Source organism: Mycobacterium mantenii (assembly GCF_001667865.1).
GTDB classification, from domain to species: domain Bacteria; phylum Actinomycetota; class Actinomycetes; order Mycobacteriales; family Mycobacteriaceae; genus Mycobacterium; species Mycobacterium mantenii_A.
In genome coordinates this window covers 25,361-48,149 of the sequence record NZ_LZJP01000089.1, presented here as the reverse complement: position 1 = coordinate 48,149, position 22,789 = coordinate 25,361, and the positions used below count along the sequence as shown (strand labels likewise).

Genomic DNA, 22,789 nt, shown 5'->3' with positions numbered 1-22,789 from the left:
ATCGCGTGTGTCGTAATAGGTTTGTGATGAATGGTTGGTGTCAATCGGGCAATTGCGCCTCGGCCGCGGCAAGGCGAGAAGCGAGTGTCCCGTCGATCACTTCGTCAGCCACGGAGATGAGCAGGCCACCCAGTAGTTCGGCATCGATCTGCAGCTGGATCGCCACGGGGTGACCGTAGATGCGGTTGAGCACATCGATGAGGCGCGACCGCTGACCGTCGCTGAGTTCGGCCGCCGCCCGGACCTGGGCGACGATCTCGCCGCGGCGCGCCACGGCGACTTCGGTCAGGAACTGAACGGCCTCCTCGGCCGGCTGACCCTTGAGCAGCTCGACCGTCTGGGTCAGCAGCGCGGCCACAATGGGGTTGACTCTGGTGCTTGCGCTGTCAAGCACCTTGCGCAGCAAGTCAACCCGGCCTTCTACCGGAACGGCGTAGTCACCCAACAGGATGGAGAGCCGCGGCTGCGCGTCGAGGATGCGGGAGAACCGGAACAACTGTTCTTCGACCTCGTCGACTTTGTCCTCACGCTCGGCGACTTCGAGCAGCGCTTGCCGAGACACGTGTTCGATGGCGTCGATGAGGTCGGAGTTGGCCGACCACCGCTCCGACACCGCCGCGCGCAGCACATCGAGTGTGGTGTCGCCGACCTTGCCGGAAACCAGCCGCTCGATCAATCGGACCCTGGGGGCCCCGTCCTCGGCGGGCACGGTGAGGTACCGCGTGATGACGATCTCGCGGTCCAGCATCTGAGCCACCGCCACCAGTTCACTGGAGAGAGTCGAAAGCCCCTTGCTGTCAAGGTCTTTGGCGATGGTGCCGAACCGATCGGAGAGATTGCCCAGTGCGACCCGACTCGACGAGCGCATCTTGGTCATCAACGGATACTGGACGTCGGCGGACGCCGGCGCCATAGCGTCGAGCTCGTCGATGAACCGGTCGACGGTGGCCGACTGCTGTGCCGAGTCGGCGACGTAGTTGCGCACCAACTCGCCCGCCTGGCGCACCGCCTCGTGGCCCAGTTCCAAACGGAGCTGTCGGCTCAGCTGGGTGCGCAACAGGTCGACCTGGCGACTGCCCTGTGTGGTGATGCGTTCGGACTCGACATCAGCCTGGGCCCGCAGCTGTTCGCCGATGCGGCCCGCATCCGTCTGGGCCTCCTCGACGACCCGTTCGGCCTCCGTCTTGGCGGCTTCCACGGCCTTGCTGTGCGCCGTGGTCGACTCGGTCAGCCGATCGCTTGCCGTCGCAGCATCTTTCAACTGTTGGCGCACGGCGTCTTGCCGCGTGGCCATGAGCCGACGCACCGGTGGCACGACGTAACGCACCACCAGAAACACGATGGCCGCAAAGCCCACCAACTGGCCGATGAAAGTCGACATACGTGATTACCGTCCGGATGTCTTGGTCGCGGATGTGGTCGCGGCGGCGGGGGCGACGTCGACGCCGAGGATTCGACTGGCCAACGTCGCCGACATGGACGCCACGTTGGCACGCAGATCCAGTTCCACGGCGTCCCTCTCCCGCTTCAATTGCTCGGATGCCATTTGCAACGTCGACATCACCTGTTGTTCGGCACGGGCGCGCGCGTCTTCAACCACCTTACGACCTTCGGCGCGAGCGTTGTCGCGCAGCGACGACGCCTGAACCCGCGCCTCGGTCAGGGCTTCTTCGTAGTCGGCCTTGGCCGCTTCGAACTGCTCGGCCGCCTTCTTGTTGTCGGCAGCCGTCTTGGCGATCATGGCGTCGCGCTCGCGCAACACCTTCATGACCGGCGGCACCACGAATGTGCCGATGACCGCTAGCACGATCAGGAAGATGGCCAGCACGAAGAAGAAGGTGCCGTTGGGAACGAGGAAGTTGTTACCTCCCTCGGCCAGCACCTGGCTGGATGCCAGAACGCTCAGACTTGCGTCACCCATCGCAGCGGACTAGGTGCCGACGGGTGTAGCGAAGACGAACAGCGCCATGAAGGCCAGGTTGATGAAGTAGGCCGCCTCAACCAGACCGACGGTGATGAAGAACGGCGTAAACAACCGGCCTTGCGCTTCGGGCTGCCGGGCGATGCCGGAAACCAGCGCGTTACCGGCGATACCGTCACCGATACCGGCACCGATCGCGCCGCCGCCCATGATGAGTCCACCGCCGATGAGTGCAGCGGCAGCGACTTGGGGGTCCAGAGCCATTCTTATCCTCCTTGATATCTGGTAGGGGTCTACCAGGTCTCTGTAATGGTGCGTGGGTCAGAACAATTCGTGGTCTCAGTCATGGTGATCCTCGATCTCCATGGCTTGACTGAAGTACAAGATGGTCAGGATCGAGAAGATGAAGGCCTGGATCGCGCCGACGAACAGGTCGAAGGCCTTCCAGATGGCGTTTGGCGCCCACATGATGTACGGCGGGAACAGCGCGATCAGCGCGACCAGGATGCCGCCGGCGAAGATGTTGCCGAAAAGTCGGAGAGACAACGAGATTGGCTTGGCGAGCTCTTCGACCAGGTTGATCGGCGCCAAGAACGCCACGTGGCCCTTGAGCACGGCCAGCGGGTGCCCGATGACGCCGCGGCGCCAGATGCCCGCGACGTGGTAGCAGACGAACACGAAGAGGGCCAGCGCCAGAACGTAATTGATGTCCGCGGCCGCCGACTTCAACAGTTCGGTGGTGTGCCCGGAGGAGTCGGTGTACTGCAGCGGAAGCACCGACAGCCAGTTGGAGATCAGGATGAACACGAAGATGGTGACGGCCAGCGGCAACACGAACGGTGCGATCCGCATGCCGACCGCGCTCTCGATCTGATCGCGCATCTGGACGGTGATGGCTTCCCAGAACAGCTGAACGCCGCTGGGCACGCCGGTGGAGGTGATCTTCGCGCGCAGGAAGAAGGCCAGTGCCAACACGATCACCGCGGCGATCCCGGTCGCCAGAATCGTGTCGGTGTTGACGGTCATGCCCAGCCACTTCGCGTGGGTGTGCTCGCCGACCTCGATGGCGGCCTCGGCCAGGAACGTCGTCTCAGGCATCGGTGGTGTTCCTTCCTTCCGGTCCTTCCGATCCTGCGATCGCGCCGCCCTCGGCACCGTCCGAAGGCGCCGCCCAGTCGCCGGCGCGCAGCTTCTTCCACACCGGAAGCGCCGTCGAGGCGACTAAGAGGACCTGGAAAAGCGCCAATCCGAACATGATGCCCAGGCCGGTCGGCCGAAAGACGTAGGCGATGATCAGCGCGATGACGGTGATGATGGCCAGGCGTGACGCCGAGTTGACCGCCATCGACCTTTTCAGCGGGTGATCCTTGGCGGTGATCGACTCGACCGAGCGACGTACCAATACCGCGTTGAGCAAACCCAGGAGAAGCCCGGCCCCGAAGAAGACTCCGACCATCAGGTGACCGGACAGTCCGGCGGCGAGCACCGCCACCGCTGTGATGGCAACGCTGATCGCGAAGAGCCGAACCGGGCGAAAGGCAACAGAGGGAAACACCAACGGCGCGTCCTGCGCTGGTGTCGTCACTGCAGCACCTCAATCCCAGGTTGATGGAACGGGAACCCCTCCGACCGACTGATCGGTGGCCCGCCGAGCGTATCGCACGTCACAGTTGAAGCACCCAAGGGGTATCTCCCGTGGCCGGTCTTGAACCAGCCCGATCGGATCAGCCTCCGATGGACCGGTAGCCTGCGCGGCTTTTTGGGGTTCTACCAGCACCGTACCACACCGCGAACCCCACTACTACCGCCTGTCGTACTCCTCGTCTTCGTAGTCGTCGCCGCGGCGTAGCAACGGGATCGCCGTCGCGATGCCGGCCACCACAATGGCGCCCAGCATCACCGCCGCGGTGTCGCGGGGACGGAAAAAGATTGTGCTGGCGGCGCCGAACGCGACGATCCCCACCCACAGGTAGATCAGCAACACCACCCGGCGGTGCGAATGGCCGATCTGCAGCAACCGGTGATGCAGGTGCATCTTGTCGGGGCTGAACGCGCTGCGGCCCGCGCGGGTGCGGCGCACGATCGCCAGCAGCAAATCGAGCATCGGCACGAAGATGACCGCGGCCACCAGGAGGAACGGCGACAGTAGGACAAACACGTCGCGAGCGCCGTAGGCGTTCTGCGAGACGGGACCCGCGGCCGTCGTCGACGCAGCCGAGAGCATCAGACCGATCAGCATCGAGCCGGAATCGCCCATGAAGATCTTGGCCCGATGGAAGTTGTGCGGCAGAAAGCCCAGACAGGCCCCGGCCAGCACCACCGAAATCACCGCGGGCGGATAGAACAGGACGTCGCCGCCGTGGTCGCGCAGCAGCCCGACCGAGAACATGCAGATGGCGAGCGCGGTGATCAGCCCCAGCCCGGCGGCCAGACCGTCGAGGCCGTCGACGAAGTTCATCGCGTTGACGACCGACACGGTCAGCGCCAGGGTCAACAGGATCGACGAGGCCTGGTCGAGCACGATGGTGCCCACGCCGCCGATGGGTATGTAGAGCACGCTCCACGCCACGCCCATGGTGACCAGCACGCTGGCCGCGGTGATCTGACCGGCGAACTTGGTCAAAGCATCGAGGCCCCAACGGTCGTCGATCAGGCCGATGCCCATGATCACCGCGCCGGCCACCAGGACCGCGGGCATCCCGGTGGAGTAGACGAACCCACGGGTGAGCGCCGGGAGCTGCGACGCCAGGAAGACCGCCGTGATAACGCCGAGAAACATCGCCAGCCCGCCCATCCGGGGGGTCGGCGTCACGTGGACGTCGCGCTCGCGCGGATAGGCGACCGCGCCCAGCCGCGTCGCCAGCACCCGGACAGGTCCGGTCGCGAAGTACGTGATGATCGCTGCGGTCAATCCCACCAGCGCCAGCTCACGAAGCGGGACGCCGGCGCCGCGGTCGGCCAAGGCGAGCAAACCACCGGCGAGGTTGGTCACGTCGCTGGACATCACCGAGACCGTACTGGACAAACCTGGGACCTCGACAACCGCTCCAGTCAGGCCGGGGCGGCAAGGCTTTCCGGATCGACCGCGAGCACTTCCGCGATTCGCTCGACGCTCACCGGCCCCGGCCGCAGAATCCGCGGCGTGGCACCGGTCAGGTCGACGATCGTCGAGGCGGCGCCCTGATCGGCCGGACCCGCTTCCAGGTAGACGTCGACCAGATCGCCGAGCTGGCTGCGTGCCTCGTTGGCGTCCACGGCGGCCGGACGGCCGGAGACGTTGGCGCTGGACACCGCCAGGGGCCCAACCTCACGCAACAGTTCGATGGCGACGGGATGCAGTGGCATTCGCAACATCACGGTGCCCCGCGCGTCGCCGAGGTCCCACTGCAACGACGGCGCCTGCGTCACCACGAGGCTCAACGCGCCCGGCCAGAAGGCGCGGATCAAATCGCGGGCCCCGTCGGGCATGGTGTAGACGAGCCCCTCGATCGTGTGCCAGGAACCGACCAGCACACCCACCGGCATGTCACGGCCGCGGCCCTTTGCCGACAGCAACGCGGAGACCGCGGCGCTGTTGAACGCGTCGGCGCCGATGCCGTACACCGTGTCGGTCGGCATGACGACCAGTCGACCGCCCTTGAGCGCCCCCGCGGCCGCGGCGATGCCTTGTGAGCGCTGGGCGGGATCGGCACAGTCGAAGACGTCAGTCACGTGCGCCGCTCCTCCTCATCGCTTCGCTCTGCATCGTCTCGACGCGAGTCACGTGCGCCGCTCTCCCCCGCTGTGACCTTCCTGCGCGCTGTCACGAATCGCGGCCGCCCGGTCAGATCGTGCCGGGCCCGGATGTCGTCGAATTCTCTTGTGCGATCGAACAATTCCACCGTCTGCGCCGAGGTGGTGTCGTCGTGCTCGACGCCGATCAATCCACCGGGGCGCAGCCAGCGGCCGGCGAGACGGACGAGAGGGGCGATCACCGCCAGTCCGTCCGGTCCGCCGAACACCGCCTGGTGTGGATCATGTTGCGCGACTTCGGGATCCAGCACGGCATCGTCGGGAACGTAGGGCGGGTTGGCCACCACCATGTCGACCCGGCCGTCCAGTTCGGCGAGCAGGCCCGGCTCGGAAGCCAGCTCCGTGACGTCGGCGCGCAGCAGCTCGATCGCCGTGGCCTGCGCGTTGCGGCGCGCGTACTCGAGCGCGGCGTCGGAGTTATCGATGGCGAGTATTCGCGCCGCCGGCCGATGGTGGGCCAGTGCCACCGCCAATGCGCCCGAACCGGTGCACAGATCGACGATGACGGATTGTGACGCGAATTGTTGCGCAATCGCCCATTCCAGCAGGGCCTCGGTCTCGGGACGGGGGATGAAAACCCCGGGGCCGACGTGCAGCAGCACCGGCCCGAACGGCGCGGCCCCCAGGAGATGCTGCAGGGGCACCCGCTGTGCACGCGCCGCCACGACGTCGCGGTAACGCCCGTAGAAGTCCTCGCCGGGCGACTCCAGCAGGGGCAGGCGCCCGCGGTCGGTCCCCGCCAGGTGCGCGGCCAGCTGCTCGGCATCCCAACGCGCGGAATCGATTCCCGCTTCGGCAAGGGTGGCCGCAGCATCGTCGATCGCGCGCCTCAGACTGAGCTGGATAGTCCCGCTTCTGCTCATCGCTTCACCCTGCATCGTCGCGGGACGTCATGCCTGTTGTAGCCGGGTCTGCTTGTCGGCGGCGGCCAGGGCGTCGAACAAGGCGTCCAGGTCGCCGTCGAGGACCTGATCGAGGTTGTGCGACTTGAAATTGATGCGGTGGTCCGCGATCCGGTTTTCCGGGAAGTTGTAGGTGCGGATGCGTTCGCTGCGGTCCACGGTGCGGATCTGGCTGGCCCGGTCCGCCGAGGCATCCGCCAGTGCCTGCTCTTCGGCCAAGGCCTGCAGACGAGCGGCCAGGACCTGCAGCGCGCGGGCCTTGTTCTGCAGCTGCGACCGCTCGTTCTGGCAGGTGACGACGATGCCGGTGGGCAGGTGCGTGATGCGCACCGCGGAGTCTGTGGTGTTGACGCCCTGGCCGCCCTTGCCCGACGAGCGGTAGACGTCGATGCGCAGGTCCGACTCGTCGATCTGCACCTCGCCGACTTCTTCGGGTTCGGGATACACCAGCACACCGGCCGCCGAGGTATGAACGCGGCCTTGGGATTCCGTCACCGGGACGCGCTGCACCCGGTGCACCCCGCCCTCGAATTTCATCCGCGACCAGACCCCGTCGGCCGTGTCACCCTTGCTGGCGATGGACAGCGTCGCGTCCTTATAACCGCCCAGGTCCGAGGTGGTTTCGTCCAGCACGGTGACGGTCCAGCCGTGCCGCTCGGCGTAGCGGATGTACATCCGGGCCAGATCGGCGGCGAACAAGGCCGATTCTTCGCCGCCTTCACCGGATTTGACCTCGAGCAAGATGTCGTCGGCGTCATGCGGGTCGCGCGGGGCCAGCATGTCGGTCAGTTGGGTGTCCAGCTCGGCCACCTGGGTTTCCAAATCCGCCACCTCGGCGGCGAAGGACGCGTCGTCGGCGGCCAGCTCTCGCGCCGTTTCCAGGTCGTCGCGCGCGGAGACCAGCTTGCGGTAGGTGCTGACGATCGGGGCCAGGCGAGCGAACCGCCGTCCGGCTTTGCGGGCCTCGTCGGGATTGGTGTGCAATTCGGGGTCCGCCAGCCGGCGCTCGAGGTCGGCGTGCTCGGCCAGCAGCACGTCAATGGTCTGTACCGGCTTGGTCAAAGCCACACCTCCTGCCCCGGTTCGCCCGTCATCACCGCAAACGCAAACCGACGCCCGGCCTGTGCGACGGTACACACAGTTCGGGCGTCGGTAACCGAGCTATTTGTCGGCGGCGGATCCGGCGTTGCGCTTGCCGTACCGCTTCTCGAAGCGGGCCACGCGGCCACCGCTGTCGAGGATCTTCTGCTTACCGGTGTAGAAGGGGTGGCACTGCGAGCAGACCTCGACGACGATGCGCCCGCCGTCCTTGGTGCTGCGCGTCTGGAAGGTGTTGCCACACCCGCAGAGCACCGTGGTCTCCGCGTAGGCGGGGTGAATGTCAGCTTTCATCATGTCCTCTTCGATCGTTTGCCGCCCGCCCCCGTCCAAACTCGGACGGTCGGGCGTGAACTCCGAACCTCAGGCGGTTGACGGATAATCGAGCCCCGATTATGCCAGGTCAACCACCATCATCCCAAACAGCGAGCTGCGCCCGTGCATTCCCGGTGACCGGATCTGGTCTCGGATCTGGCCCGTGGTCTAGTCGTTGTCCATCGCCCCGGGTGTCGTCTTGGACACCTGGACCAGGAACTCGTAGTTGTTCTTGGTCTTGCGCAGCTGCGACATCAGGAGGTCGATGGCCTGGTGAGAGTCCAGACCCGACAGCACGCGGCGCAGCTTGTGCACGATCGCGAACTCGTCCGGCGACAGCAGCAGCTCGTCCTTGCGGGTACCCGACGGGTTCACGTCGACCGCCGGGAAGACCCGCCGCTCGGAGATCTTGCGGTCCAGCTTGAGCTCGGCGTTACCGGTGCCCTTGAACTCCTCGAAGATGACCGTGTCACCGGTGGATCCGGTCTCGACCATCGCGGTGGCGATGATCGTCAGCGATCCGCCTTCCTCGATGTTTCGGGCGGCGCCCAGGAACCGCTTGGGCGGGTACAGCGCGGTCGAATCGACACCGCCGGACAGGATCCGGCCCGACGCCGGCGACGCATTGTTGTAGGCGCGCCCGAGGCGGGTGATCGAGTCCAGCAGCACGACGACGTCTTTACCCTGCTCAACCAACCGCTTTGCCCGCTCGATCGCCAGCTCGGCGACCGCGGTGTGATCCGAAGGCGGCCGGTCGAAGGTGGAGGCGATGACCTCACCCTTGACCGAACGAGTCATATCGGTGACCTCCTCGGGCCGCTCGTCGACGAGCACGACCATGAGGTGGCATTCCGGGTTGTTCTTGGTGATCGCGTTGGCGATGTCCTGCAGGATCGTCGTCTTACCCGCCTTTGGCGGCGACACGATCAGCGCACGCTGGCCCTTTCCGATCGGCATGATCAGGTCGATGACCCGCGTGGTCAGCCGGTCGGGAGTGGTTTCCAGACGCAGCCGCTGGTTGGGGTACAACGGGGTCATCTTGGAGAAATCGGGCCGCTTCTTGGCGTCCTCGACTGGCCCACCGTTGACGCTGTCCAGACGCACCAACGGGTTGAATTTCTGCCGCTGGTTGGGCTGTTCGCCGTCTTTCGGCACGCGGACCGCGCCGGTCACCGCGTCGCCGCGGCGCAGGCCGTTCTTGCGCACCATGTTCATCGACACGTAGACATCGTGCGGACCGGCCAGGTAACCGGACGTGCGCACGAACGCGTAATTGTCGAGAACGTCAAGGATGCCGGCCACCGGTTGAACGACGTCGTCTTCGCGGAGTTCGGCATCGCCGCCCTCGCCCGATCGCTCGCCCCGACGACGGCGATCGCGGTCACGGAAGCGGCGTCCCCGCCGACCCTGACGGCCCTCGCCGTCGTCGTCCTGCTGGTTCGAACCGCCGCGACCCTGCTGGCCGCCCGAGTTCTGATCCTGGTCGCCGCCGCCGTCTTGGCCGCGGTCGTCATTCTGGTTGTCGCGTTTGGGTTTCTCGCGCCGGTCGGCCTCACCGGTGGACGCGCCCTCCCGGTTGCCCGAACCCTCGCGGTCGGCCTCGTCGTTGCCGCGGGCGTCGTTGCCGCGGGCGGCCGATCCCGCCTCGCGGGAAGCGCCGCGTCGTTCGCGGCGGGGCGCCTCGGTGGTCGTACCGTTCTGGTCGCCCTTGGCGGCCGGCGCTTCGGCGCTGTCGTCGTCACTCTTGGCGTTGTCGCTCTTGGCGTTGTCCTGGTTGTCCGACTTGCCGCCCGCCTCAGCGGACTTGGTGCCATTGGCGGGTGAGCCGTTGGCCTGTCCCCGGACTTCCTTGATCGCGGCGATCAGTTCGTTCTTACGCATACCCGACGTCCCTTTGACGCCAACTTGATTAGCCAGCGCGCGTAGCTCGGGCAGCACCATCGTGGACAGCGCACCTCCCGAGACGTTGGGTTTCGCGTCTGGAGTGTCTGTGGTCACGGCATTCGACAGGTGATTGGCGTCAGTGTTTTCGCCAGCCGTGAACAGGTCCGTATCGGTCACGGATTTCCTTTCTTCCCCCGCTGATCAGGTCATACGGGAGGTTCGTTGCATTCAGGCAAATCGCCGAGTGCGCCCAATCATCGACTCTGCAACGGTGATCGCCTGGATCGGCGGAGTAAACGGCGAACCTCGTCCACAAGAAGAATTGGTGTTGTCCTAGCGGCAAGGCAGTATGGATGCAGATGCAGATGCTGCGATTGCTGGACGGGTCCGAGGATAGCCCCCATCCTTGCGGGAAGCAAGCAAACCCTCCGGCCACGCTGTGGATCAACCGACGACGGTGACCCCCGGGCTCCAGCGAACTGGTTCGCCAGCGGTCATTTCGGTGATGGTAAATCCATTGGCGGCCCCGTACTCCACCACTTCTGGGGGCAACTCCGATGCCGTGGCCAGCGCGATCAGCGATGGACCAGCCCCGGAAAGCGTGGCTGCCACATTATGACGTCGCAGCAGTCGCAAATATTCCGCCGAGGCCGGCATGGCCGGCGCACGCTGCGGCTGATGCAGCACGTCTTCGGTGGCCGCCATCAGCAGGTCCGGACGTTCGGTGAGCGCCACCACCAGCAACGCGGTGCGGCTGACATTGAAGCGCGCGTCCTCGTGGCTGACCTGCGCGGGCAGCAGCACGCGGGTTTCCGCGGTGAGCGAGCGTTCCTCGGGGATCGCGGAGTACAGGCGGATATCGGGGTGCAGCCGCAGCGGCACCGCCGCGTACCGGGGCCGGTCGCCACCACGGTCAACCCACGAAACGACCGCACCACCCAACACGGCGGCCGCCGCGTTGTCGGGGTGACCCTCGAATTCCGAAGACAGCTGGATCAGCTGGGCGGTGTCGAGCGGTGTCCAATCAGTCTGTGCGGCAAGGCCGTTCGCGGCGGCTAGGCCGCCGACCACCGCCGCCGCGGAGGAGCCGAGGCCGCGCGAATGCGGGATGGCGTTGCGGCAGCGCACCACCAGGCCCGGTGCGCGGACCCCGATGGCGCCCAGCCCGCACTGCAGGGCACGCGCCACCAAGTGTTCGGGGCCCGTCGGGAGCTGACCCGCCCCCTCGCCCTCGACCAACACATTTAAGCCGGAATCGGTTGTCTCAACAGTGATTTCGTCATAGAGGCTCAACGCAAGACCGATGCTGTCGAAGCCGGGCCCAAGATTGGCGCTGGACGCCGATACCACGGCGCTGGCCACCAGCCCGGCGGGCAGCATCGGGGTCATCAACAGCCTTTCGTCGTGCGCACGCGCATGCGGGCCACCACAGGGCGACCCGCTGCACCCGGCTTCGCCGCGCTTGCGATCGCCACTACGTCTGATGCGCGGCGACCCGCTGCGCCCGGCTTCGCCGCGCTTGCGATCGCCACTACGTCTGATGCGCGGCGACCCGCTGCACCCGGCTTCGCCGCGCTTGCGATCGCCACTAGGCCAGCCCCAGCTTTTCGACCACCAGGACCGGGTCCACCGGCAGCGGCGTCACGGTTGGCATGTCCCGCAGCGCGGTGTCGGGGTCCTTGAGGCCGTTGCCGGTCACCGTGCACACGACGGTCGACCCGCGGGCCACCCAGCCGTCGTCGACGGCCTTGAGCAGTCCCGCGATGCTGGCCGCCGAGGCGGGTTCGACGAAGACGCCTTCGGACTCGGCAACCAGGTGGTAGGCGGCCAGGATCTCCTCGTCGGTCGCCGCCAGGAAGCGGCCATTCGATTGCTTCTGCGCGTCAACGGCCGCCGTCCACGACGCCGGCGCGCCGATCCGGATCGCGGTCGCGATCGTCTCCGGGTTCTTGACCGGTGCGCCGTTCACCAACGGGGCCGCGCCGGCCGCCTGGGTGCCCAGCATCCGCGGCAACTTCTCGATCAGGCCTTCGTGGTGGTACTCGGTGTACCCCTTCCAGTACGCGGTGATGTTTCCCGCGTTGCCGACCGGCAGGGCGTGCACGTCGGGCGCGGTACCCAGCGCGTCGACGATCTCGAACGCCGCCGTCTTCTGGCCCTCGATGCGCACCGGGTTGACCGAGTTGACCAGGGCGATGGTCGGAAAGTCTGCGGCCATCTTGCGGGCCAGTTCCAGGCAGTCGTCGAAGTTGCCATCGATCTGGATGATCTTGGCGCCGTGCATAACCGCCTGCGCCAGCTTGCCCATCGCGATCTTGCCCTGCGGAATCAGCACCGCACAGGTGATCCCGGCGCGCGCCGCGTACGCCGCCGCCGACGCCGAGGTGTTCCCGGTCGACGCGCACAGCACCGCCTGCTGGCCGCGCGCCAGCGCATCGGTGACCGCCATCGTCATGCCCCGGTCCTTGAAGGAGCCGGTGGGGTTGAGGCCCTCCACCTTGAGATGGACGCTGCAGCCGGTCTTTTCCGAGATCCGGCCCGCCACGATCAGCGGGGTGCCGCCCTCGAGCAGGGTGACCGGGGTCCAGTCGTCGCCCACCGGTAACCGGTCCCGGTACGCCTCGATGAGGCCGGGCCACGGCTTGTGGACGGCGGTGCGCGGGGCACTCATAGGTCGGTCCCTTCCAGTCGCAGCACGCTGGTCACGCTCTGCACGACATCCAAATCGGCCAGCGCATCCACGGTTTCGGACAGCGCGGCATCCGTGGCGGTGTGGGTGACCACCACAATGCGTGCGCCCACCCGTCGCCCGTCCTCGTCCGCGACGCCTTCCTGACGGACCTCGGCGATGCTCACCTCGCGCTTGGCGAATTCGGCCGCGACCGCGGACAACACGCCCGGCTTGTCGGCGACGTTCATGCTGACGTAGTAGCGCGTTGAGATGAAACCCATTGGGGCGACAGGAAGTTGGGCATACTTGGATTCCTTGGGCCCGCGGCTGCCCAACACCCGGTTGCGCGCGGCCATCACCATGTCGCCGGCCACCGCGGAGGCAGTCGGCGCGCCGCCGGCGCCCTGACCGTAGAACATCAGCCGGCCGGAGGCCTTGGCCTCGACCACCACCGCGTTGAAGGCTCCGTTGACGGTGGCCAGCGGGTGCGACAACGGCACCAGTGCCGGATAGACGCGCGCCGAAACCCGCTCCTGCCCATCGTCGGTCGTGATCCGCTCGCAGATGGACAGCAGCTTGATGGTGCATCCCAGGGCTCGGGCCGACTCGAAGTCGGCCGGGGTGACTTTGGTGATGCCTTCGCGGTAGACGTCGTCGGCGGTCACCCGGGTGTGAAACGCGATGGACGCCAGGATCGCCGCCTTGGCCGCGGCGTCGTAGCCCTCGACGTCGGCGGTGGGATCGGCCTCGGCGTAGCCCAGCGCGCTGGCTTCGGCCAGCGCGGTTTCGTAGTCGGCCCCGGTGCTGTCCATCGCGGACAGGATGTAGTTGGTGGTGCCGTTGACGATGCCGGCCACCCGCAACACCGTGTCACCCGCCAACGACTGCGTGAGCGGACGGATGACCGGAATGGCGCCTGCGACGGCCGCCTCGAAATACAAGTCGACATGGGCGCTTTCGGCAGCCTGCGCCAACTCGCCGGTGGAGGTGGCCAGCAAGGCCTTGTTCGCCGTGACGACCGATTTTCCGTGCTCGAGGGCGCACAGGATGGCCTTGCGGGCCGGCTCCACCGGACCCATCAGTTCCACGACGATGTCGACGTCGTCACGGGCGGCGAGCTCTTCGATGTCATCGGTGAGTAACTCGACGGGGACACCGCGGTCGTCGGCGACGCGGCGCACTCCGACGCCACGCAACACCAGGGGTGCGCCGACACGAGCGGCGAGGTCGCCAGCGCTGTCCTCGATAATGCGGACAACTTCGCTGCCGACGTTGCCCAACCCGAGTACCGCTACACCGACCGGCTTTTCGTCACGGGGCACAGTTCACCTCACTTCCAGACTCAGTAGATCGTCGACCGTCTCGCGACGCAGGACCAGACGCGCACGCCCGTCACGCACCGCGACAACGGCGGGGCGGCAGATCATGTTGTAACGACTCGACAATGAATAACAGTAGGCGCCGGTGGCGGCCACGCCGATCAGGTCACCGGGCCGCAGGTCCCCGGGCACCCAGGTGTCGCGCACGACGATATCGCCGCTCTCGCAATGCTTTCCGACGACACGGGCCAGCTCGGCGGGCGAATCGCTGAGCCGCGAGACCAGCCGGGCATCGTACTGCGCGTCGTAGAGCGCGGTGCGGATGTTGTCGCTCATGCCGCCGTCGACGCTGACGTAGCGCCGGTGTGCGGTAGCGCTCACGTCGACATCCTTGACGGTGCCCACCTCGTAGAGCGTGATGGTGCCGGGCCCCGCGATGGCCCGCCCCGGCTCGACCACCAGCCGTGGGGTCGGCAGGCCCACGGCCGCCGACTCGTTGCGAACGATCTCGCCCAGTTTGGCGGCCAGTTCGCCCATCGGCGGCGGATCGTCCGCGGCGAGGTACGAGATGCCCAGTCCGCCACCCAGATCCACCGTCGAGATCTGTGCGGTCTTCTGGACGCCGAATTGTTCGACGGCCTGATGCAGCAGACCAAGGACCCGGCGGGCGGCGAGTTCGAAGCCGGCGACGTCGAAGATCTGTGAACCGATGTGACTGTGCAGGCCCACCAACCGCAGGTTTTGCGTGTCGAATACCTTGCCGACGGCGTCCAGAGCCGCGCCGCTGGCCAGCGACAACCCGAACTTCTGGTCCTCGTGTGCGGTGGAGATGAACTCATGGGTGTGCGCCTCGACGCCGACGGTGAGACGAACGAAGACATCCTGGACGATGCCCGCCTCCCCCGCGATGGCGTCGAGACGATCGATCTCGACCATCGAATCCAACACGACATGGCCAACACCGGCTTTGACCGCCGCCGTCAGTTCGGCGACGGATTTGTTGTTGCCGTGGAAGGTGATCCGCTCCGGCGGGAAGTCGGCGTGCAGCGCGACGGCCAGCTCGCCGCCGGTGCACACGTCGAGCGACAGGCCTTCCTCGTCGATCCAGCGCGCGATCTCGCTGCACAGGAACGCCTTGGCGGCGTAGTGCACGTTCTTGCCGCCGCCGAAGGCCGACGCGATCTCCCGGCAGCGGGACCGAAAGTCGTCCTCGTCGATGACGAACAGCGGGGTGCCGTATTCCTGTGCGAGTTCGTTCACCGTGACGCCCGCGATGCTGGCGGCTCCCGTTTCGTCGCGAGCGACGTTGCGGGGCCACACATTCGGCGCCAGCAGCAGCAACTCCTCGGGGGATTGCGGCCGCAGCGGGCTTTCGGCGTGGCGGGTCTCTTCGGCGTGTCGAGGACCGGCGGGGTGAACGTTCACATTCGCTCCGGAGCGGTGACGCCCAGTATCGCCAGTCCGTTGGCAATCACCTGGCGGGTCGCCTGGCACAGCGCCAGGCGCGCGGTGTGCAGATCGGTGGGTTGCTCGTCGCCTTGCGGCAACACCCGGCATACGTCGTAGAACCGGTGGTAGTCGCCGGCGAGGTCTTCCAAATACCGGCACACCCGGTGGGGTTCGCGCAGCGTCGCCGCCGTGCTGAGCACCCGCGGGAACTCGCCGAGGGTACGCAGCAGCGTCCCCTCCTTGTCGTGGCTGAGCAACTCCAGGTGCCCGGTGTCGGGGATCAGGCCGAGTTCGGCGGCGTTGCGGGCCAGCGCCGAGAGCCGGGCGTGCGCGTATTGCACGTAGTAGACCGGGTTTTCGTTCGACGCCGACGACCACAGCGCGAGGTCAATGTCGATGGGGGTGTCCACCGAGGAACGAATCAGGCTGTAGCGCGCGGCGTCGACGCCGATCGCCTCGACGAGGTCGTCGAGCGTGATCACCGTGCCGGCCCGCTTGCTCATCCGGACCGGCGCGCCGTCGCGGACCAGGTTGACCATCTGACCGATGAGCACCTCGACGGTGGCCGGGTCGTCGCCGAACGCCGCCGCCACGGCCTTGAGCCGGGCGATGTATCCGTGGTGGTCGGCGCCCAACATGTAGATGGCCAGGTCGAAACCGCGCTCCCGCTTGTCCAGGTAGTAGGCGATGTCACCGGCGATGTACGCCGGCTTGCCGTCGCTTTTGATGACGACGCGGTCCTTGTCGTCACCAAAGGCGCTGGTGCGCAACCACGTTGCGCCGTCCTTCTCGTAGATGTTGCCCGTCTCGCGCAGCATGGCGATGGCCTGGTCGACCCGGCCGCTGGTGTGCATCGAGTCTTCGTGGGTGTAGACGTCGAAGTCGGTGCCGAACTCGTGCAGCGACTCCTTGATGTGGGTGAACATCAGGTCGACACCGATTTCGCGGAAGGTCTCGCGCATCTCGCTGGCGGGCAGGCTCAGCGCGTCCGGCGCCTTCTGCAGCACCTGGGCGGCGATGTCGTTGATGTAGGCGCCGGCGTAGCCGTCCTCCGGGGTGGGCTCGCCCTTGGCCGCGGCGATCAGCGAGCTGGCGAACCGGTCGATCTGGGTCCCGTGGTCGTTGAAATAGTATTCGCGCACCACGGCGGCGCCCTGGGTGGACAGCAGCCGGCCCAGCGCGTCGCCCACGGCTGCCCAGCGGGTCCCGCCGATGTGGATGGGTCCGGTCGGGTTGGCGGAGACAAATTCCAGGTTGATGTTGCGGCCGGCCAGCGCGTCGGAGTGACCGAAGCGGTCGCCGGCGTCGATGACGTTGGTGACGACGACGGCTTGCGCCGACGCCTCGAGACGCAGGTTGATAAAGCCGGGTCCGGCCACCTCCGCCGACGTGATGCCGTTGGCCGCTGACAGCGCCTCGGCGAGCCATCCGGCCAGCTCGCGGGGGTTGGCGCCGACCTTCTTGCCCAGCTGCAGCGCCAGGTTGCTGGCGTAATCACCATGCTCGGGATTGCGGGGGCGCTCCACGGTGACCGACTGCGGCAGCGCGGCAGCATCCAGCCCGCGCTCGGCCAGCACCGCGGCGGCGGTGTTTCTGAGCAGCTCAGCGAGGTCAGCGGGGGTCACGAGCGTCCATCCTATTGGCTGAGGTGCCCCCGCCTCGAATCCATTGCGGTGGCAGGGCGGCCGCTTCGATGCGTTAGTCTGTCCGTGCTAGTTCGAAAGCCCCATGGCGCAACGAGGTATGTCCGTGCGCCCCCGTAGCTCAGGGGATAGAGCGTCTGCCTCCGGAGCAGAAGGCCGCAGGTTCGAATCCTGCCGGGGGCACCACATCTGACTAGCAGTTATCGCCGCCCATTCGGTGATCGCGAACCGGCGCAACGCGCGCCTCTAAGACCGGCTCAAGATGAACGCCTCGATGTGGCGGTCCCCCGCCCGCGACTCGTACTTTCGCCAACCCGGGTAGATCTGCAGGCCCTTCGCCCAGATCTCGTCCCGCTCGCTGGGCGTGGCAACTCGGGCGGTGGCGCGCCAGGTTTCCCGCCCGATCGTGACCGTCGCCTCTGGGTTGGCCTTGAGGTTGTAGTACCAGGCCGGGTGCTTTGCCCCACCGAAGTTGGACGCGATGAGGCTGAGGCCGTCAGGATGCGGGATTCCGTAGACGGCGGTGGTGCGGGGTTCTCCGGATTTGGCACCGGTGGAGGTGAGCATGACCACCGGAACACCGGTAGCCAGTCCGGCGAAGCTGCTCCTGCCACCACTGACTTTGGTGATGAGCCGGTCCAAATGGTGTGCCGTCGGACGCAGGATCGCCACACCCACTCTGGTGGCCGCGAAGGTGCGCATAAACCGATGGAACGCGTTGGCTTCTTCGAAGGACAGGCCCGACATGGGTCCATTCTCGCCGAAGCCGCACGCGCGCACGCGCGTATTCGTGACTACAGGGGCCGGCGGTCCGGCCGGCTTTCCTAGTCTGACGAATCGTCGGAGTCGTCGGAGTCGTCGGACTCTTTCTCGGCCTTCTCGTCCGTCTCGTCGTCGTCGGAGTCGTCGGACTTGTTCTCAGACTTCTCGGAGTTGTCCGACTTCTCGGAGTTGTCCGACTTCTCGGATTTCTCGGAGTCCTCGGACTTATCGTCCGTCTCCGACTCGCCGCCCTTACCGGAGTCTTCGGACTCGTCGAGCTTGGTCGCGTACTTCGTCAGAAGCCCGGCCAGGTCACGCGCTTCCTCGGCTTGTAACAGGTCGTCGAATACCCGCTCGTCGCTCTCAGAGATGCGCTCAACGCAGACCGCGTTGTCCTTGATGCTGACGTCCCACCGGCCCCCTTGGTCACGAACCATGCGATGCCGCCTTTCGACTGGTGACCCGATCCCGAACCTGAAGCGCGTGGCCCGCGAGCGCTACTGCGTTGGTTTACCCAGTTCTGCCTGGCGCGACGCCTCGAATCTTGACGACGAGGCGGCAGCTGGCCTCGGCCTCCCCGGCCCCCGAACCGAATCGAATCGATCGGAGAGATTAATGCGCGCCCCGAAGAACTCAGCTCATTCCGAGCGCACCTGTGTTGCGAAAGATGGCCCCACGCGTCCCAGACGACATTAAGCTGCTGGTCGTGAGCGCGAAGGTGTTCGCTAAGGGCCGGGGGCGATGGCTTGCGATCGCCGCCTCGCTGATCGTCTCCGCCGCCATGATCCACGCGCAGGGCACCAAGACACGGTGCTGCGTCGAGGCACCCGCGGCGAGCCCCACCACCACCAGCAGCGCCGTGGCGGCTCGACCGCCCGCCAGCGCGCCACGCACCGCCACCCCGGCCGAGGTGGAGGCGCTGACGGCGCTGGCACCGCCCGCCGCTTCTGCCGGCCAGCAATTCCAGCTCGCATTGCCTCGCGGCGTCGGGTCCGAGGATCGATTACAGGTCAAGACCATCTGGGCGGCCCGCGCCATCGGCGTGCTCTTCCCCCAGATCAAAACCATCTACGGGTACCGGCAGGACCCGTTGCCGTGGCACCCCAACGGGTTGGCGATCGACGTGATGATCCCGAATTACCATTCCCCCGAGGGCATCGAGCTCGGCAACCAGATCGCCGGATACGCCCTGGCGAACACGAAGCGATGGGGCATCAACCACGTGATCTGGCGGCAGAAGATCTATCCGGGAGTCGGCGGCGGCAACTGGATGGCGGATCTGGGCTCAGAAACCGCCGACCACTACGACCATGTTCATATCGCCACGGGCGGCGGCGGCTACCCGACCGGACACGAAACCTATTACATCGCCTCGATGTCCCCGACGCCATCGGGCTGATCCGCGAAGTCATTGCGCGGCAACGGAATCAGGCATCGTCCGTAGCGCGGACAGCGCGCCTGATCCTGCGGGTAGACGCGGGCGCCCGGGCCCGACAACCCGAAGCCCAAGCAGTAGCCACAGCGATGACCCGAGATTGCTGACCGGGGGACACAGTTGCTGACGGATGGTTTGCCAGCTTTTGCTGTTCGCCGCGCGATCCGGCGCCAAAGGCAGCATAATGAGGCCATTGTCACCACTACAGATAGAAGGAGCCGAGCGTGAAGGCTGTTTGCGGGCTGCGCGTGTTATGCATTCCGGCCGTCGTTGCTGCCGTGTTATCGGTAGGTAGCGGGGTTGCGGTCGCCGACGATGACGGGTACCTGGCCCAGCTGAAGAAGATCGGCGTGGCGTGGCAGCCGGGCGGAGAAGGCACGCTGATTTCGCTCGGCCACGCCATCTGCTCAGACCGCGCCGCGGGCAAGACTCCCGACGAGCTGGCCACCGATGTTCATTCCGGCTTGAACAGTTCCTTCAACTACGCGGACGCCGCAGCGATCGTCAGCGCGGCGGAATCGAACTACTGCCCCTAACCAACCCCGAGGTCTCTCCGTCATGCCGGCCCGGCGGCGAACGCCGCCACCGGCATTTCGACGGTTCCACGGCATGGGCCGCTGCTGATGTCGGTGTGCCAGGTGCCACGCAACGATCGGTCCGGCTGCGGCGTGTAGAAGGCCCACGACCTGGCGGGTGCCCACACCTTCGGCACGCCTTCGCCCATGTAGCAATCCCATTGGAAGTCAAAGCGCTCGACCCACCTGGCGCCGTCCCACGTGTAGTGCGAAGGCCGGGGCAGCGTCGGGTTTTTGGGCGCGGGGCCGTTGGTGGCGGTAGCCACGCACGTGCCCGATGAGCATGCGGTGGTGAAGACGTAATCCGCACTGAAAGTCGGTTCGGCTTGGGAGGCGGCGACGCTGGTACCGGATTTATTGGCCGCGTACCTGACCAACGAATATTTGCCGTTCCACGACGGTGACATCGCGTTCGCACAGATGGCGGGTGTGCCGATGACGGAGGTGATGACGGCAGCGAGCACCGCAACTACCCGAAACGGCCGCATTGCGTCAATGGTGGGCGTCTTATGACGCGGCGCGATCTCGGCGCGGACACAATCGGGATCTGCCCAGGGATCATCGACGGCGCAACAGGAACAGCCCATAGGCGGCCACAGATTGCGCATCGGCGATGACTCCCCCGCGAATCATCTGCTCGAGCTCTTCGCGCGCGAACCACTCACTGCGCATGTCCTGCTCCTCATGCTCGCGGTCGGCCTGCCCCTCGGCGATACCCGTGGCCAAGAACACCCAGCCACGTTGACTGGACATTCCCGGAGCGACGTCGAGCTGGCCGAGTGCCTCGAACGACGTTGCGCGCAAACCGGTTTCCTCACGTAACTCACGCTCGGCCAACTCGACCGGTTCGGCATCGGCCAAGTCGGGAGCGGTGCCCTGGGGGAACTCCCAACGCCGTTCGCCGAGGGGATAGCGAAACTGCTCGACCAACCGAAAGCGCCGCCCGTCGTAAGGCATCACGAGCGCGTAGGCCGGCTTGTCCACAACGCTGTAGATGCCCTCGCTGCCGTCGGGCCGGCGGATGTCGTCCTCTCGCAGCACCATCCACTTGTTGCGGTAGATCTCACGGCTGGCGAGGCGTTCGATGAAAGTCACGCCGCCAGTATTGCCGCGAATACCGCGACTCATGCGGCGATGACGGCGAGGAGTAGCGTCCGAAGCTATGCCGTCCGCAGAAGCCATCACCGAGACCGTCAATCGCTACCTTGCGCTGGTGGCCACGGGCACCGCCGACGAGATCGTGACCCTCTACGCCGCCGACGCCACGATCGAGGATCCGATCGGGTCAGACATTCGCCGCGGCCACGACGCCATCCGCGGCTTCTATGCGGGATTCCAGGACGCGAAGAAGGACACCGAACTCGCCGAATTGCGGATCTCCGGGAGCGAAGCCGCCTTCTTGTGGCATCTGACGCTCGACGCGGGTGATAGCCGCACCCGAATCTCGCCCATCTCGACGATGTCGTTCGACGGGGACGCCAAGATCACGTCGATGCGCGCGTTCTGGTCACCCGCAGACGTTCAGGTGTTGTAGGCCCGTCAACTCTGTTGGTAGGCAGGTCAACTCGGAATTCGGCCGAGCATGCCCCGGACGATCGCGGTGGCGTCGTCACCCAGATCGCGCCCGATCACATCGACGTCGACCACGACGTTGGCCTTGGCCGCCAGGGCCCGCAGCGCGCTGGTGTGCTGGCTCCCGACATCGGTGGTCCGCCCGTTGTCGTGCACGGTCCCCAGCGTGCTGCGCACCGAGGTCACCGGACCGGTTTGCACCGGCGTTCCGACGGTGTAGATACCGGACACACCGCCGTGGGAATAGGTCAATTGTTTCCCGGCGCAGCCGTTGATCTGGTTGACGGCGCTGGTGACGAAAGTCTTTGCGGCCGCGGCATTGTCGAATGACGCGACGAACTCGGAAACCCCGTGCGGGAAGCCATTGGTGTGCTGGCCCAGGTCCACGCCATAGATGGCGCGGTAACCGCTGTCGCGATAGGACGCCGTCAGGCCGTTGAACACCGCTTCGGTGCACTCCGGGGGGTCGAAGCTGTCGCCGGGCTGCAGTTCGTGCGTTTGAGTCCACGTCTTGTTGACGTACATGCCGGGCGCCTTGATCAGCCCTCCTACATCTTCCCCGGTGAGCACCAGCGACTGTAGGCCTTCGGCCGTCACCGAGGGCTCGGGCGGCGCGGACGCAGCGGCGCTGGGCTTCGCCCCGCCGGCGGCGGTGGTTTCCCCGGAGTGCGCCGTTGACGGGCCGGAGTAGTTGTTGCCCAGGGTCGCCCACAGCACCAGCGCCACGACGGCGATCACGGTGAAGGTGTAGGACAGCGTCAGGCCAACCAGCGCACGGTTGCGGCCGCGGTCGCCGCGGCGACGGATATCGGCAAGAGCGAAGTGCCCCAACACCACGCCCACCGGGGCCAGCAGAAACGCGAACACCACCGACAGCGTCGCCAGCGTGTTCATTTCGTCGGAGGGCGGACGGGGCGGCGGCTGGTCCGGCGGCGGGGGCGGCGGAGCGCCAGGGTCGAAGGGGTTGGGCCAGCTGGGGCCCGGCCAGCTAGCCGTCATGAGAACGGGTCGTAGTCGGAGTCATTCGCGGGGCACCCTGGGGGTGGCGCGGAACTTGCCGGCGGTTGGGGCGACGCCGGGGGTCGATACGGGGCCGGTGACGCGGAGAAGGCAGATGGTTGCGGAAAGGCTGGCGCGGCAACGGGTTGGGGTCGGCGGCCCGACTGGAAGTACGCGTTGGACTTCGGGAGCGCGAGCAAGATGGCGGATGCGACCGAGATGATCATCGCCACGACGGCACCCACGTGTAGCAATTGGCCGAACCACGCGACGGACTCCCCCGGGTCGAGGACGAAGACGGCTATTCCCGCACACAGTCCGATGCCGCAGATGCCCCAGGTCACCAACCGGGCCCAGCCGCGTCCGCGATCGTCGAGCACGCCCAGTGACACCACTAACGCTGCGACGACGATCAGTCCGGCGGCTGCGGCAACCATAATCGGGCCGGAGGT

Annotated in this window: 24 protein-coding genes, 1 tRNA gene and 2 pseudogenes; 5 read left to right on the top strand and 22 right to left on the bottom strand. The window is 66.5% G+C overall.

Translation table 11 applies throughout. The features are described from left to right. Nucleotides 1-40 precede the first annotated feature (40 nt). The 12 genes and pseudogenes from A5688_RS14040 to thrB form a co-directional block, all read right to left on the bottom strand. Nucleotides 41-1,381: a F0F1 ATP synthase subunit B/delta gene (locus A5688_RS14040; RefSeq protein ID WP_067837820.1), complete on the bottom strand. Its 1,341-nt coding sequence runs from the start codon at nt 1,379-1,381 to the stop codon at nt 41-43. Nucleotides 1,382-1,387: 6 nt separating this feature from the next. Further along, a complete protein-coding gene (locus tag A5688_RS14035) occupies nt 1,388-1,921 on the bottom strand; it encodes a F0F1 ATP synthase subunit B (protein WP_067837817.1) in 534 nt (177 codons plus the stop codon). Between the two features lie 9 nt (nt 1,922-1,930). Continuing rightward, nucleotides 1,931-2,179 carry a F0F1 ATP synthase subunit C gene (locus A5688_RS14030; protein ID WP_024636915.1) on the bottom strand — a complete coding sequence of 83 codons (249 nt, stop codon included), beginning with the start codon at nt 2,177-2,179 and terminating at the stop codon, nt 1,931-1,933. Nucleotides 2,180-2,260: 81 nt separating this feature from the next. Beyond that, nucleotides 2,261-3,019 carry a F0F1 ATP synthase subunit A gene (atpB, locus tag A5688_RS14025; RefSeq protein ID WP_067837814.1) on the bottom strand — a complete coding sequence of 253 codons (759 nt, stop codon included), beginning with the start codon at nt 3,017-3,019 and terminating at the stop codon, nt 2,261-2,263. Beyond that, nucleotides 3,012-3,506 carry an ATP synthase subunit I gene (locus A5688_RS14020; protein WP_067837810.1) on the bottom strand — a complete coding sequence of 165 codons (495 nt, stop codon included), beginning with the start codon at nt 3,504-3,506 and terminating at the stop codon, nt 3,012-3,014. Before A5688_RS14020 ends, atpB begins: the two co-directional genes overlap by 8 nt. Before the next feature lie 216 nt (nt 3,507-3,722). Continuing rightward, nucleotides 3,723-4,989, bottom strand: a pseudogene (locus A5688_RS14015) (glycosyltransferase family 4 protein). After that, a complete protein-coding gene (locus tag A5688_RS14010) occupies nt 4,973-5,632 on the bottom strand; it encodes an L-threonylcarbamoyladenylate synthase (RefSeq protein ID WP_067837806.1) in 660 nt (219 codons plus the stop codon). Before A5688_RS14010 ends, A5688_RS14015 begins: the two are co-directional and overlap by 17 nt. Continuing rightward, the gene (gene prmC / locus A5688_RS14005; protein WP_347503045.1) at nt 5,629-6,558 is read right to left on the bottom strand and encodes a peptide chain release factor N(5)-glutamine methyltransferase; all 930 of its coding nucleotides are present in this window, start codon (nt 6,556-6,558) and stop codon (nt 5,629-5,631) included. Before prmC ends, A5688_RS14010 begins: the two co-directional genes overlap by 4 nt. Before the next feature lie 45 nt (nt 6,559-6,603). Continuing rightward, nucleotides 6,604-7,677: a peptide chain release factor 1 gene (gene prfA / locus A5688_RS14000; protein ID WP_067911649.1), complete on the bottom strand. Its 1,074-nt coding sequence runs from the start codon at nt 7,675-7,677 to the stop codon at nt 6,604-6,606. 99 nt (nt 7,678-7,776) lie between these two features. Beyond that, nucleotides 7,777-8,007, bottom strand: coding sequence for a 50S ribosomal protein L31 (rpmE, locus tag A5688_RS13995; protein ID WP_067837981.1), 231 nt, complete (start codon nt 8,005-8,007; stop codon nt 7,777-7,779). 189 nt (nt 8,008-8,196) lie between these two features. Beyond that, nucleotides 8,197-10,089 carry a transcription termination factor Rho gene (rho, locus tag A5688_RS13990; protein ID WP_067911582.1) on the bottom strand — a complete coding sequence of 631 codons (1,893 nt, stop codon included), beginning with the start codon at nt 10,087-10,089 and terminating at the stop codon, nt 8,197-8,199. A gap of 267 nt (nt 10,090-10,356) precedes the next feature. After that, a complete protein-coding gene (gene thrB / locus A5688_RS13985) occupies nt 10,357-11,292 on the bottom strand; it encodes a homoserine kinase (RefSeq protein ID WP_067837794.1) in 936 nt (311 codons plus the stop codon). Nucleotides 11,293-11,395: 103 nt separating this feature from the next. On the opposite strand from thrB, the pseudogene A5688_RS28565 reads away from it, so the two are divergent. Further along, a pseudogene (locus A5688_RS28565) lies at nt 11,396-11,572 on the top strand (gamma-glutamyl-gamma-aminobutyrate hydrolase family protein); the annotation flags it as partial. Here A5688_RS28565 and thrC read toward each other — a convergent pair. Genes thrC through argS form a run of 4 tightly spaced genes read right to left on the bottom strand, consistent with a single transcriptional unit; the run spans nt 11,501 to nt 16,976 of the window. Further along, nucleotides 11,501-12,583: a threonine synthase gene (thrC, locus tag A5688_RS13980; RefSeq protein WP_067837791.1), complete on the bottom strand. Its 1,083-nt coding sequence runs from the start codon at nt 12,581-12,583 to the stop codon at nt 11,501-11,503. The pseudogene A5688_RS28565 and the gene thrC overlap by 72 nt on opposite strands. Further along, complete coding sequence (locus A5688_RS13975) at nt 12,580-13,905, bottom strand: homoserine dehydrogenase (protein WP_067911585.1); 1,326 nt, start codon at nt 13,903-13,905, stop codon at nt 12,580-12,582. Before A5688_RS13975 ends, thrC begins: the two co-directional genes overlap by 4 nt. A 3-nt stretch (nt 13,906-13,908) precedes the next feature. Further along, nucleotides 13,909-15,327, bottom strand: a complete 1,419-nt coding sequence (gene lysA / locus A5688_RS13970; protein ID WP_067911587.1) for a diaminopimelate decarboxylase — start codon at nt 15,325-15,327, stop codon at nt 13,909-13,911. Continuing rightward, nucleotides 15,324-16,976, bottom strand: coding sequence for an arginine--tRNA ligase (argS, locus tag A5688_RS13965; protein WP_067911590.1), 1,653 nt, complete (start codon nt 16,974-16,976; stop codon nt 15,324-15,326). Before argS ends, lysA begins: the two co-directional genes overlap by 4 nt. 128 nt (nt 16,977-17,104) lie before the next feature. Between argS and A5688_RS13960 the strand changes: the two genes are divergently transcribed. Then, nucleotides 17,105-17,180: transfer RNA gene (locus A5688_RS13960), tRNA-Arg, on the top strand. A gap of 60 nt (nt 17,181-17,240) precedes the next feature. Here A5688_RS13960 and A5688_RS13955 read toward each other — a convergent pair. Continuing rightward, complete coding sequence (locus A5688_RS13955) at nt 17,241-17,741, bottom strand: nitroreductase family deazaflavin-dependent oxidoreductase (protein ID WP_067911594.1); 501 nt, start codon at nt 17,739-17,741, stop codon at nt 17,241-17,243. Nucleotides 17,742-17,818: 77 nt separating this feature from the next. After that, the gene (locus tag A5688_RS13950; RefSeq protein ID WP_067911596.1) at nt 17,819-18,193 is read right to left on the bottom strand and encodes a hypothetical protein; all 375 of its coding nucleotides are present in this window, start codon (nt 18,191-18,193) and stop codon (nt 17,819-17,821) included. A gap of 230 nt (nt 18,194-18,423) precedes the next feature. Between A5688_RS13950 and A5688_RS13945 the strand changes: the two genes are divergently transcribed. Both A5688_RS13945 and A5688_RS13940 read left to right on the top strand, forming a co-directional pair. Beyond that, nucleotides 18,424-19,155, top strand: coding sequence for a glycoside hydrolase (locus A5688_RS13945; protein WP_067911598.1), 732 nt, complete (start codon nt 18,424-18,426; stop codon nt 19,153-19,155). Between the two features lie 284 nt (nt 19,156-19,439). Beyond that, a complete protein-coding gene (locus A5688_RS13940; protein WP_067833367.1) occupies nt 19,440-19,727 on the top strand; it encodes a DUF732 domain-containing protein in 288 nt (95 codons plus the stop codon). A gap of 20 nt (nt 19,728-19,747) precedes the next feature. Here the strand turns inward: A5688_RS13940 and A5688_RS13935 are convergent, their stop codons facing one another. Continuing rightward, nucleotides 19,748-20,254 (bottom strand): hypothetical protein, encoded by a 507-nt coding sequence (locus A5688_RS13935; protein ID WP_207546667.1) that lies wholly within the window; start codon nt 20,252-20,254, stop codon nt 19,748-19,750. A 70-nt stretch (nt 20,255-20,324) separates the two neighbouring features. After that, a complete protein-coding gene (locus A5688_RS13930) occupies nt 20,325-20,894 on the bottom strand; it encodes an NUDIX domain-containing protein (protein WP_067833364.1) in 570 nt (189 codons plus the stop codon). A gap of 34 nt (nt 20,895-20,928) precedes the next feature. Here A5688_RS13930 and A5688_RS13925 point away from each other — a divergent pair, with 34 nt between their 5' ends. Further along, nucleotides 20,929-21,300, top strand: a complete 372-nt coding sequence (locus tag A5688_RS13925; RefSeq protein WP_067911599.1) for a nuclear transport factor 2 family protein — start codon at nt 20,929-20,931, stop codon at nt 21,298-21,300. 26 nt (nt 21,301-21,326) lie between these two features. On the opposite strand, the gene A5688_RS13920 is transcribed toward A5688_RS13925, so the two are convergent. Both A5688_RS13920 and A5688_RS13915 read right to left on the bottom strand, forming a co-directional pair. Then, nucleotides 21,327-22,337, bottom strand: a complete 1,011-nt coding sequence (locus A5688_RS13920; RefSeq protein ID WP_082955118.1) for a sensor domain-containing protein — start codon at nt 22,335-22,337, stop codon at nt 21,327-21,329. Then, nucleotides 22,334-22,774 (bottom strand): hypothetical protein, encoded by a 441-nt coding sequence (locus tag A5688_RS13915; protein WP_131812448.1) that lies wholly within the window; start codon nt 22,772-22,774, stop codon nt 22,334-22,336. Before A5688_RS13915 ends, A5688_RS13920 begins: the two co-directional genes overlap by 4 nt. Nucleotides 22,775-22,789 lie beyond the last annotated feature (15 nt).

Excerpts from the sequence above, each read along its gene's own strand:
- A5688_RS14040 (WP_067837820.1), bottom strand. The coding sequence starts at position 1,381 with ATGTCGACTTTCATCGGCCAGTTGGTGGGCTTTGCGGCCATCGTGTTT.
- A5688_RS14035 (WP_067837817.1), bottom strand. The coding sequence starts at position 1,921 with ATGGGTGACGCAAGTCTGAGCGTTCTGGCATCCAGCCAGGTGCTGGCC.
- atpB (WP_067837814.1), bottom strand. The coding sequence starts at position 3,019 with ATGCCTGAGACGACGTTCCTGGCCGAGGCCGCCATCGAGGTCGGCGAG.
- rpmE (WP_067837981.1), bottom strand. The coding sequence starts at position 8,007 with ATGAAAGCTGACATTCACCCCGCCTACGCGGAGACCACGGTGCTCTGC.
- thrB (WP_067837794.1), bottom strand. The coding sequence starts at position 11,292 with ATGCTGCCCGCCGGGCTGGTGGCCAGCGCCGTGGTATCGGCGTCCAGC.
- thrC (WP_067837791.1), bottom strand. The coding sequence starts at position 12,583 with ATGAGTGCCCCGCGCACCGCCGTCCACAAGCCGTGGCCCGGCCTCATC.
- A5688_RS13955 (WP_067911594.1), bottom strand. The coding sequence starts at position 17,741 with ATGTCGGGCCTGTCCTTCGAAGAAGCCAACGCGTTCCATCGGTTTATG.
- A5688_RS13950 (WP_067911596.1), bottom strand. The coding sequence starts at position 18,193 with ATGGTTCGTGACCAAGGGGGCCGGTGGGACGTCAGCATCAAGGACAAC.
- A5688_RS13945 (WP_067911598.1), top strand. The coding sequence starts at position 18,424 with ATGGCCCCACGCGTCCCAGACGACATTAAGCTGCTGGTCGTGAGCGCG.
- A5688_RS13935 (WP_207546667.1), bottom strand. The coding sequence starts at position 20,254 with ATGCGGCCGTTTCGGGTAGTTGCGGTGCTCGCTGCCGTCATCACCTCC.
- A5688_RS13930 (WP_067833364.1), bottom strand. The coding sequence starts at position 20,894 with ATGAGTCGCGGTATTCGCGGCAATACTGGCGGCGTGACTTTCATCGAA.
- A5688_RS13925 (WP_067911599.1), top strand. The coding sequence starts at position 20,929 with ATGCCGTCCGCAGAAGCCATCACCGAGACCGTCAATCGCTACCTTGCG.
- A5688_RS13920 (WP_082955118.1), bottom strand. The coding sequence starts at position 22,337 with ATGACGGCTAGCTGGCCGGGCCCCAGCTGGCCCAACCCCTTCGACCCT.
- A5688_RS13915 (WP_131812448.1), bottom strand. The coding sequence starts at position 22,774 with ATGGTTGCCGCAGCCGCCGGACTGATCGTCGTCGCAGCGTTAGTGGTG.